Source organism: Marinobacter sp., assembly GCF_041984545.1.
Lineage (GTDB): Bacteria > Pseudomonadota > Gammaproteobacteria > Pseudomonadales > Oleiphilaceae > Marinobacter.
In genome coordinates this window covers 167300-177356 of sequence record NZ_JBHIXV010000003.1, presented here as the reverse complement: position 1 = coordinate 177356, position 10057 = coordinate 167300, and the positions used below count along the sequence as shown (strand labels likewise).

The 10057-nt window shown below is 64.7% G+C and carries 8 protein-coding genes; 3 read left to right on the top strand and 5 right to left on the bottom strand.

Going from position 1 to position 10057, the window contains the following annotated elements; translation table 11 throughout:
• Positions 1-95: 95 nt before the first annotated feature.
• From ACFC20_RS02650 to ACFC20_RS02635, 4 genes are all read right to left on the bottom strand, one after another.
• Positions 96-1244 carry a CynX/NimT family MFS transporter gene (locus tag ACFC20_RS02650; protein WP_375191632.1) on the bottom strand — a complete coding sequence of 383 codons (1149 nt, stop codon included), beginning with the start codon at positions 1242-1244 and terminating at the stop codon, positions 96-98.
• 65 nt (positions 1245-1309) lie between these two features.
• Entirely contained in the window at positions 1310-1705 is a 396-nt protein-coding gene (locus ACFC20_RS02645; protein WP_091989434.1) for an ectoine synthase, read from the bottom strand.
• A 50-nt stretch (positions 1706-1755) separates the two neighbouring features.
• Complete coding sequence (locus ACFC20_RS02640; RefSeq protein ID WP_375191631.1) at positions 1756-3186, bottom strand: GTPase/DUF3482 domain-containing protein; 1431 nt, start codon at positions 3184-3186, stop codon at positions 1756-1758.
• Entirely contained in the window at positions 3183-4589 is a 1407-nt protein-coding gene (locus ACFC20_RS02635) for a DUF2868 domain-containing protein (protein ID WP_375183307.1), read from the bottom strand. Before ACFC20_RS02635 ends, ACFC20_RS02640 begins: the two co-directional genes overlap by 4 nt.
• Positions 4590-4671: 82 nt before the next feature.
• Between ACFC20_RS02635 and ACFC20_RS02630 the strand changes: the two genes are divergently transcribed.
• On the top strand, positions 4672-5034 hold the full coding sequence (locus ACFC20_RS02630) for a DUF6164 family protein (protein WP_375183306.1): 363 nt from the start codon (positions 4672-4674) through the stop codon (positions 5032-5034).
• Here ACFC20_RS02630 and ACFC20_RS02625 read toward each other — a convergent pair.
• A complete protein-coding gene (locus ACFC20_RS02625; RefSeq protein ID WP_375183305.1) occupies positions 4994-5956 on the bottom strand; it encodes an alpha/beta hydrolase fold domain-containing protein in 963 nt (320 codons plus the stop codon). The genes ACFC20_RS02630 and ACFC20_RS02625 overlap by 41 nt on opposite strands.
• Positions 5957-6308: 352 nt before the next feature.
• Here ACFC20_RS02625 and ACFC20_RS02620 point away from each other — a divergent pair, with 352 nt between their 5' ends.
• Positions 6309-8408: a 3-hydroxybutyrate oligomer hydrolase family protein gene (locus ACFC20_RS02620; RefSeq protein ID WP_375191630.1), complete on the top strand. Its 2100-nt coding sequence runs from the start codon at positions 6309-6311 to the stop codon at positions 8406-8408.
• Positions 8409-8555: 147 nt separating this feature from the next.
• Entirely contained in the window at positions 8556-9968 is a 1413-nt protein-coding gene (locus ACFC20_RS02615; RefSeq protein ID WP_375191638.1) for a sigma-54 interaction domain-containing protein, read from the top strand.
• Positions 9969-10057 lie beyond the last annotated feature (89 nt).

Sequence of the window (10057 nt, the reverse complement as noted above, 5' to 3'; positions counted from 1 at the left end):
GACATCTTTTTCCCGGCGGAAAAGACTCCCCGCCCCACGGCCGTTCTGGCCTGATTCGGGTAGTCCGCGTGGGGCACGTGACATTCAGAAAAGGATCAGCTTTCGGGCTGGTCCTTTTTTCGTTTCAGGTCCAGGGTGAAGGCCAGGGGGAGGACCAGGGCGCTGTAGGCGATGATGGCAAGGATGGCGTGGCGGGCGTCGCCGGTTGCGTCGGCAATGAGGCCGCCGAGCATGGGCACTGAGAAGGCCAGGGTGTAACCCACCAGGAAGGTGCCGGCAGACAGGCGGCCGGTCTCTCCCTTTCTCGCCACCAGTGGTGGCAGGGCGACCAGCAGGATGAGCAGGATGCCGGCGGTGAGGCTCATCAGTGTGGCGCTGGCGATGGACCACCAGCCGGTCAGGGTGATAGCGCCCAGGGTGCCAGCGATGCTGAGGCTGGCGGTCACGATGATGACCGAGCGGCGTCCCACCCAGCTGCGGGCCATTTTGAGCATGATCAGCGAGGCGAACACCTGGGCGATGTTGTACCAGAACAGGGCATCGGCGAGTTTGTCGAATTCGCCCTGCTGCTCCAGCAGGTTGCCCATGTAGGCGTTGAGGCCGAAGAACATGGAACCCGACAGGCCAAGGAGCAGGCCAATCCTGAGGGTCAGGGGGTTGCGCCAGTCCGGCAGCCAGGCACCCGGCCCTGCCGGCTTTTCAAGGTCGCGCCTGGGCAGGTAGAGGGCGGCGGCCACCAGCAGGGCCGGCAGCGACCAGGCCAGTAGCGTGGCGCGCCAGCTGTTGTCCAGCAGCGGCATGAGCACCGGCAGGGTCATACCGGCGCCGATGAATTCCCCCATCAGCATGCCGTTCATGTAGATGGCCGTGCCCAGGGCCAGGTGATGAGGTTCGAGCCAACGGGGTAGCAGGGCCGGCAGTGCCGGTTGCATCATGGCCACGCCCAGGCCCATCACGGCGCTGGCCAGCATGAGGGTGAGCGTGTCCGGAACCAGGCCCCGGCCAGCGGAGCCGATCACCATGATCACCATGGCCAGGGCCAGGGTGTTTCTTGGGCCGATGCGGGCAATGGCGAGGGAGCCGGGCATGGCGCCGATGGCCAGCATCAGGATCGGGAGTGTGGTCAGGGCGCCGGTCAGGGCCTGGCTGAGGGCCAGCTCCTCACCGATGAAGGGGGCCAGGGGTGGCGCCACCAATACCGGGATGCGCAGATACACACCGGCCAGCCAAAGCAGTACCGCCACCGGCAGCAGACGGGCTGGCGGTGGCGGTACAGGTGCGGCTGATGAATCAGCGACGCTCAGAACAATCAGTCCCCGCTGGTGTCTGGCAGGTAGGCGCCGTCCTCGTCGTGCACTTCACGGCCGGTCACCGGCGGGTTGAAGGCGCAGATCAGGCGCATGTCTTCAGTGCCACCATACAACGTATGCTGGTCGTGCTTGTCGAGTGCATACAGGGTGCCGTCGGTGATCTCGTGGGTCTCGCCGGTGGCCTTGTCCAGGATCTTGCCATTGCCGGCCACGCAGTACACCGCCTCGAGGTGGTGTTTGTACCAGAGGTTCAGCTCGGCACCGGCAGGGATGATGGTTTCATGGAAGGAAAAGCCCATGCCGTCCTTCTTCAGGAGCATGCGGCGGCTGGTCCAGCCCGGGCCGTGCACTTCGCGTTCGGTACCGATGATGTCTTGCACTCGTACGATTTTCATTCGCATTCCCCATTTTGTGATGGAACAGCCTCTTAGTATAAACATCCCTTTCAGGTGCGGTTCAACCGCCAATCGTCGTAGGCGGCCATGGCCTGTTCCAGGGCGGCCACCAGCTTTTCACGGTGGCGGTCGTCCAATGGTCGTTGTTTCCGGCCCTTCTCGAGGGCTCTCTGAATCTCCTGTCGACTGGTCCGGTCCAGGCGCTCCAGCCAGTGGTGGTCGGCCGGTTCCAGCTCCAGGAGGTCGCGCCCGGCGTGGTTGCGCTGGCTGATGTGCCACCAGTGATCCACGGCGCGCCCTAATACAACATAGCCGAACTGGGTGTCCTGTACAGGTCCGAAGGTGGCGGTTTTCAGGCCGTCCCGGAGTGCCTCGATGTTGAGAGCCGGCAGCGCCAGCCGGTCGCCGTAGAAGTAGCTGCCGGCGGCGCCGATCAACCCGCCAATCAGGGCGCCGGTACCCAGGGAAGAGCCGAAGGTGATGGCATCGAGGCCCGCGCCGCCAACCGCACCGGCGCCGAACCCCGCCGTGGCCAGGTAGCGGCGGCTGACGGCCCAGGTTTTGCGGCTGTCCTCGGAAAACAGATCATGTTCGCTGTGCCACTCCAGCTCGGCTTCCTGTCGGCGGATTTGCTGGTGCTGGTACAAATGCTCGATGTCCAGCCGGAGCGTCTGTTCCCGTTTGCGCTGGTGTCGATACCACTGGCCTCGCAGCTGGTCGGCCAGGGTCTGGTCACTGATTCCGGCGGCCTGGCCGGCGGTCAGGGTGCGCTTTTCCTGGAACGACATCATGTCCTCCAGGGCTCCGGCAATCAGGCGGGCAGCCTGGTGGCGTCGCTGCTTGCGCTGTTCGGAAAGATGGTGCGTCGCCTGCTCCAGGCGCATTTCCCAGTCCGGTTCCAGTTGGCCGAACGCCCTTAAAAGCCCGAGATGTTGCTCGAACGGGGCGCGAACGGCATCGAATCGGCGCACAACCTGAAAGAACTGGCCCAGCGCCGCCTGCCAGCTGTCGCTGAAATCGTCGGTGCCGATGCTGTTGATCAGCGCCAGGCTCGGCCGACCGGTCCAGCGCAGGATGGTCATTTCCGCCTCGTGTTCGGGACTGTAGGGAACCGAGCCGTCCACCACGTAAATGATGCCCGCGCCGTCAATCAGCGGCGTCAGCAGCTCGCATTCGTCGGTGAATCGGCCGTCGTCCTGATGCTGGGTAACGAACGCCCGGACGGTATCGGCATGGTCGGACGCGGAGACGCTGTGGGCCTCAAGCCACTCCAGTACCCGGCGCGGACGTTGGAAGCCGGGCGTGTCCACCAGTGTGTACAGAATCTGGCCGTCGACTTTCAGGGGGTAGGCCTGGCGCCTGCGGGTGGTGCCTGGCTCCAGGGCGATCGCGATGGCATCGTTCTGGGACAGGGTGGCTACCACGCTGGATTTGCCCTTGTTGGGGTGCCCCACCACGGCGAAAACCGGTGTCTTACTCATAACGCCCGATCCTTGCCGGCGTAAGGTGACGGTTGGGACATCGGGGGCAGGGAAACCCGCAGGAAGTCGCCACCGATCTTTTCGGCAAACCGTAACCACGGCTGAATCTGATGGAGGGCCGGTTCACGGTTGGGGTCTGCGGCCAGGGGTACCAGGGCAACCGAAGTGCCGTCTGGCCAGATCCGCCGGGCGCTTTCCAGAAGGTCCTCCAGTTCGCCGGTGGGTGGTTCCCAGCTGCGAACCACCAGGATGACCGCATCGGCATGGCCTTGCAGCTGGCCTTCGATGGCACGCAGGGCTGCTTCGTCCCCGGCCAGGCTTGACCGACCGCCGGCCCGCACCACCAGGCCCTTGCCGGCACGGAGGGCGTCGGGCAGTTCCGGCTCGCCAGCACCGGCCCAGCACAGCAGGACATCACTGTCTGGCAGTGGCAACAGGTTACTGCGGGTGCGGGTATCCGGCAGGTCGTGGGCATCGTTGTGGGCATTGCCGGTTTCAAGGGTGGCGGTTTCCATGCGGTAACGCAGCGTGTGCATCGCCGGGTGGCTGGCCAGTAAGCCCCGTGCCCGGCGCTGGAGCTGATGACTCATCAGCAGCCAGAGCAGTAACCGGGGCAACACCACCCAGGTGCTCCAGAGCATGGTGACAAACGGCCACCACTGGCCCCAGAGCCCCGGCTGGGTGCCATTGCCCTCGCCGGCCCGGAAAAACCGGGTGGCTTCCACCAGGGCCAGGTCGGGCACCGCCGCCGGCCAGAGCCAGGCCCACGGGGCTGCAAAGGCCAGAACCAGCCGGTGATAGCCGGTGGCGGCGGTATCCAGGGTGGTGCTCCAGCCAAAGGCCAGGTCCTGTATGACCACGAGGGTCAGCAGGGTCGCCAGCCCGGTCAGGGCGAAACAGAGACCGCCCAGGTGTGCGGCCCGGGCCATCAGTAGCGGTTGTAGCTCCCGGAAGGCGCCCACACCGGCGGTCTTTCCAACACGGCTAAGCAGCCGGCGCCAGGGCTGCCAGCCGGCCATGGCCTGCACCGTGGTCGCCAGCGCCAGTGCCAGATGCAGCAGAACAAAGGCCAACAGCACGGTGATATTGATGCGTTGGCCGCCCTCATAGAACAGCAACCCGGACATGGTGAGGATGCCGGTAATGGCGCCGGCCGCGGCGAAACCGCCGGTGAACCGGCGCCAGGAAGACAGGGTTTGTTCGGCGGGGGTTGGCGCTGCTTCCCGCCCGCTCAGCCGCTGCAGATGCGACAGCCAGCGGGTGGCATCGGGAACCACCCCCCGTTCGCGGCACAGCAGCGCGAATTTCCGGTCCCGGCGATGCAGGAAGGCCGGCGGCTGAGATCGGTCCCGCTGGGCCTGATGGTCAAAGTCCAGCAGCAGCCGGAGGGGGCGTTCGGTCATTCAATGGTCCGGGTGTCGAATTCGGTCAATTCGTCTTCGATGCTAGGATATAGTGGCATCCGATACCAGACCAAGAGCGCCCATGCCCCACCACCTGATGAACCTGCGTCACGTACCCGACGACGAGGCCGATGAAATCCGGGCCCTGTTCGACGCCCATGACGTAGCCTATTACGAAACGCCGCCAAGCCGCTGGGGGATCAGCATGGGTGGCTTCTGGGTACACGATGATGCCGAGGCGGCCCGGGCCCGGGCCCTGCTGGATGACTATCAGCGTCAGCGGTTCGAGCGTCAGCGCCAGGCCTACGAAGAGCGGCTGGCCGGAGGCGAGTCCGTTGGTGTCTGGTCGATGCTGCGCCGGCGTCCGGTGCGCACGCTCGCCGCCTGCCTCGCTATCCTGGTGATCATGGGGTTGAGCCTGCTGCCGTTTGTGCGGATCGGCTAACCACGCGCCGTTCCCGCTGTTGTTGGCGGCTGAGAAACCCGATGGCTTCGTCCACGGCATTGCCGGCAGTGAGGAAGCTGGTGATGTGGCCGCGCAGGTGCATCTCGTACAGCTCGCTGTACACCCCGTGGCGCTGGAGCTCCGCATGGAAACGCTGTGCCTGGCTGAACGGCACCAGTGCGTCCATGGCGCCGTGGAACAGGAAGAAGGGCGGTGACTGGTCGGTAACGTGGGTGATTGGCGAGGCCTTGCGATAGGTTTCCGGCATGTCCCGCTGTTCTCCCCCAAGGAACTGCCGGATCAGCTTGCCCGAGCCAAAGGCCGGAAGGTCGGAGGGTAGTCCCCCGGCAACAACCGCATCCAGGGTGGTCCCGGGGCCACCGTAGGGCTGGTTGAGCTCGCTGTCGGAACTGGCAACCACACCCAGCAGGGCGACCAGATGGGCGCCGGAGGAGAATCCAAAACCGCTGACCTGTGCGTGGTCCAGCTGATACTGGTCGGCGTTGCGGTTCAGCCACTGCCGGGCAATCTGCAGGTCGTGGAGCTGGGCTGGAAAGGTGTGGGTTGGCGCGAAGCGGTAGTCGATGTTCAGCACCGCGAAGCCATGGCTGGCCACGTCCTCGGCGATCCACGTCATATCTTCCCGTGACCGGCGGCGCCAGCCGCCGCCATGCACCATCAACACCACCGGCCGGGCGCTATCGTCGGCAAGGCCCTCGGGCAGATAGAGATCGGCGTAAAGGGCTTCCGGCCAGTCCGGCGGCGAATACCTCAGGCCCGGTTCCACCCGGAACGGACGCTCGGCGGGCACTACCGTCGCCGAGGGCCCGTTGTGGTGAGTGGCGCAGCCGGTGGTGGCCAGCACTATCACCAGCAGCCCCAGACTCACGGCTTTACCCGCGGGCGGCGGAAAGCGGATCACCGTATTGACCTCCTCGTTCTGGATATCCCCGTTTTGTTCCTTCCTTGTACGGCCATTCGGCGCGCCCGGATGCCCTGTTACCAGGGGTTCGGGCGACGGTTGTCCGGATTTCCTGACAGTGTCCGAAATTCCGGATGGCGGGTGATCGGGCTCTGCCAGCGGGCGCTGCGGGCAGCCGGGTGAGGCTGTGGGTGTCCGGAATTCCGGATTGTTCGACCATTGCGCCGCCGAAAATTTCAGAAAATCCCGCTAAAACAGTGATGTAGAGCATTGGCACAGGATGCGCATGGCATAGGGCCGGGCCTGTTTGAGGTCTGGCCCGTTCGTTTACAACAACAAACAAGGAACGATCATGAAACGAATACTGCTCTGCGCCTTTGTTGGCGCTGCCGGTTTGACCCTCAGTGCCTGCAAACAACCGTTCAACGACCTCCCCGAGTTCGTTCGGGGCGATATCCAGCACACCCGATACGATGGTGTGACCGACGACCTGCTGACCGCCGGGCTTGGTGCCAGCGGTCTTGCCAGTACCCCCGCACCCGCGTTCGTGGACCCGCTCAACCCGGAACCCGCCGAGCTGCGTCGCCTGGCCATCTACAACAACTACCGCGCGCTGGTGGATACGGTCCCGGGCGGTGGTTTTGGCACTTTCTTCGGGCCGCAGGTGGGTGTTGGCGGCGAAGGCCTGATTCCCGGCGATGAGTACATTGCCTTCATGTCGGTTCCGGGCACCGAGGTGCCGGTGACGGTCATGGCCCAGGTGCCCGACAGCTTTGATCCTGAACAGCCGTGCATGGTCACTGCCCCCTCGTCCGGCTCCCGTGGCATCTACGGGGCCATTGGCACGGCCGGTGAGTGGGGCCTGAAGACGGGCTGTGCCGTTGTCTACACCGACAAGGGCACCGGTACCGGCGCTCATAACCTGGCAACCAACACCGCCCAGCGCATCGATGGCACCCTGACCGATGCCGCCGGGCCCGTGCAGTTCCGGGCCGATCTAAGCGAGGAGGAGAGGGCTTCCTTCAATGCGGACTGGCCCGATCGCTTTGCCTGGAAACACGCCCACTCGAAAGCCAACCCGGAAGCCGACTGGGGCCGACACGTGCTGCAGTCCATCGAGTTTGGTTTCTACGTGCTTAACGAAAAATTCGGCAAAGAGCTGGGTAATGGCGCCACGCTACGGACCATCCACCCCAAAAACACGGTGGTCATCGCTTCCAGTGTTTCCAACGGAGGCGGCTCCTCGGTTCGGGCTGCCGAGCTGGACACCGAAGGCCTGATCGACGGGGTGGCGGTGTCGGAGCCGAATGTTAACCCGGAGGTGGATCGCAGCTTCACCATTCGCCAGGGCAGTGGGCCGGTGATCACCGAACACAGCCGCAGCCTGCTGGATTACACCACGGCACTGGCGGTTTACCAGGGCTGCGCCAACCTGGCGCCGGCGGTTCGCGATACCGCACCCCTGAACGCTGTGTTCAACTCGCCGGTGGTCGGTGAAAACATCTGTAATTCCCTGGCCAATAAGGGACTGGTGACCGGTGCTACCCGGGATGACCGGGCCACCGACGCCCTGCGTATCCTCAATGAGGAGATTGGCATCCAGCCGGAGCAGAACCTGCTGGCGCCGGTGCATTTCGGCCTGGCGGTGGCCCAGAGTATCTCCATGACCTACGCCAATGCCTATGGCCGCGCCGGGGTTGAGGACCGGGTCTGTGAGCTGAGCCTGGCCGCCACCGGTGCTGCCGGCGCGGTAACCCAGCTGGCGCCTGCCGCCGAGGCCGCGCTCTTTGCCACCAGCAACGGCATACCGCCCACCGGGGGCGTGAGCATTGTCTTCGACAACGCCGACGGTCAGCCCACCAACCTCGCGGCCAGCGCTTCCCCGAGCAGCAACCAGCCGGATTACGGTCTGGATGCGCTCTTGTGTCTGCGCAGCCTGGCCCTGGGCCGTAACGTGGCAACCGGCGCGCCGCTGGAAGGCGCGCAGGACGAACTGGCGACCGCCATCGCCGGCGGTATCTCGCAGGTCAGGGCCACAGGGGACCTGCAGGGCAAGCCGACCGTGTTTGTGACCGGTCGGGCCGATGCCATCCTGCCGATCAATCACACGTCCCGGCCTTATGTCGGGCTGAACCAGCGCATGGAAGGCAAGAAGAGCAATCTGCGTTACTACGAGATTCTCAATGCCCATCACCTTGATGTGCTGAACGGCTTCCCCGGCATTGCCGACCGCTACGTGCCTTTGCACCACTACTATTTCCAGGCCCTGGATCTGGTCTGGGCAAGGCTTACCGACAAGCAGCCATTGCCGCCCAGTCAGGTTGTGCGCACGGTGCCCCGGGGCACGATCGCAACGCCGCTGACCGAGGCCAACCTGCCGGCCATTGCGCCCGAGCCGGCCGAAGGCGACCGGATTGTCTTTGTGGACGACCAGCTGCGGATACCGGAGTAATCCGACCGTTGAGCCGCCCGGCCGTGCGCCGGGCGGAGTTTGTTTGCCCCGGCTTCGGGGCCCTCATATACTTCCGTGATTGCACCCGGCCCGCCGGGTGCCAGGGTTTCTACCATGAACGAGATTCGACCCGTTGGTACGCGGTACATGACAGAGCTGTTTTCCGATAACAACAAGAGTGGCCTGACCCGGGACCTGATCGAGGCCCTGTTCCCGATGTTCGAGGAGGCCAGTGCCGGTGCCATTGCGGTAGACCGCAGCGCCCGCATTACCTGGATCAACAGCAGCTACTCGCATTTGCTGGGCCTTGGGGACCCCTCCGCCGTTATCGGCCAGCCGGTTCGCCAGGTGATTCCGCAAACCCGCATGCCGGAGGTGGTGGAAACCGGCAAGCCGCTGCTCCTCGACATCATGGAACACAACCAGCAGCAGCTGGTGGTGACCCGCTTGCCCTATTACGACGACCAGGGTCGGATTGTCGGTGCGGTGGCTTTCGTGCTGTACGACGATCTGGAACCACTGACCCCGCTGGTGTCGAAGTATCGCCGTTTACATCAGGATCTGGCGGCGGCTCGCAAGGCGCTGGCGAAGAAGGCGCGGGGTACACGCTATAGCCTGGGCGACTTCGTCGGCGCCAGCCCGGCGGCGCTGGAAGTCAAACGGCGGGCCCGCCTGGCCGCAGGCCGCGACATGCCGGTACTCCTGCTGGGCGAAACCGGCACTGGCAAGGAAGTGCTGGCCCAGGCGATTCATGCAGTGTCGGGCCGTGCCGACAAACCCTTCGTGGGTGTCAACGTGGCCGCCATACCCGACAATCTGCTGGAGGCGGAGTTTTTCGGGGTGGCCCCGGGTGCCTACACCGGTGCCGACCGCCGTACCCGGGACGGCAAGTTCCAGCTCGCCAACGGCGGCACCCTGTTCCTGGACGAAGTCGGCGATATGCCCCTTCCGCTGCAGGCCAAGCTGCTACGGGCCCTGCAGGAAGGCGAGATCGAACCGCTGGGCTCCAATAAGGTGGTGTCGGTGGACGTTCGGGTGATTGCCGCCACCAGCCGTAATCTGGAGGTGATGATCGCCGAGGGCCAGTTCCGCTCCGACCTCTACTATCGCCTGAACGTGCTTGAGATCCCCATCCCGCCCCTGCGGGACCGGCTGGCGGATCTGGGCGTGCTGTGTGAAGCCTTATTGGAGGACATCTGCGAGGATCAGGGACTGCGGGTGGAGATGACCGATGCCGGGGTTTCGGCCCTGGGCAGTTACGACTGGCCGGGCAATATCCGCGAACTGCGGAACGTGCTGGAGCGTGCCCTGACCATGGGCGAGGAAGGCGGTCTGCTGGATGCCGACGCCATTTTCAAGGTGCTGCCCCGCACTGGCAACCGACCGGCGTCATCCCTGGCGCCGCAACCGGTCCGACCGCTGGCACAGACCCTCGCCGAGGCGGAGGCCCACGCCATTGAAGAGGCGCTGGTGGCCAGCCGTGGTAACCGAACCCGTGCCGCCAAGCTGCTGGGCATCTCCCGATCCGTTCTCTACGAGAAGCTTTCCAGGTTGTCCTGAAACCCGGACGCTTGTCCTGTTATCCGTACAACTGCCTACGACTGATGTCTATATATGTCTGGAAATCCGGACATCCTCTGCTCGCCTGA

Excerpts from the sequence above, each read along its gene's own strand:
- ACFC20_RS02645 (WP_091989434.1), bottom strand. The coding sequence starts at position 1,705 with ATGAAAATCGTACGAGTGCAAGACATCATCGGTACCGAACGCGAAGTG.
- ACFC20_RS02630 (WP_375183306.1), top strand. The coding sequence starts at position 4,672 with ATGCCCCACCACCTGATGAACCTGCGTCACGTACCCGACGACGAGGCC.
- ACFC20_RS02615 (WP_375191638.1), top strand. The coding sequence starts at position 8,556 with ATGACAGAGCTGTTTTCCGATAACAACAAGAGTGGCCTGACCCGGGAC.
- ACFC20_RS02620 (WP_375191630.1), top strand. The coding sequence starts at position 6,309 with ATGAAACGAATACTGCTCTGCGCCTTTGTTGGCGCTGCCGGTTTGACC.
- ACFC20_RS02635 (WP_375183307.1), bottom strand. The coding sequence starts at position 4,589 with ATGACCGAACGCCCCCTCCGGCTGCTGCTGGACTTTGACCATCAGGCC.
- ACFC20_RS02640 (WP_375191631.1), bottom strand. The coding sequence starts at position 3,186 with ATGAGTAAGACACCGGTTTTCGCCGTGGTGGGGCACCCCAACAAGGGC.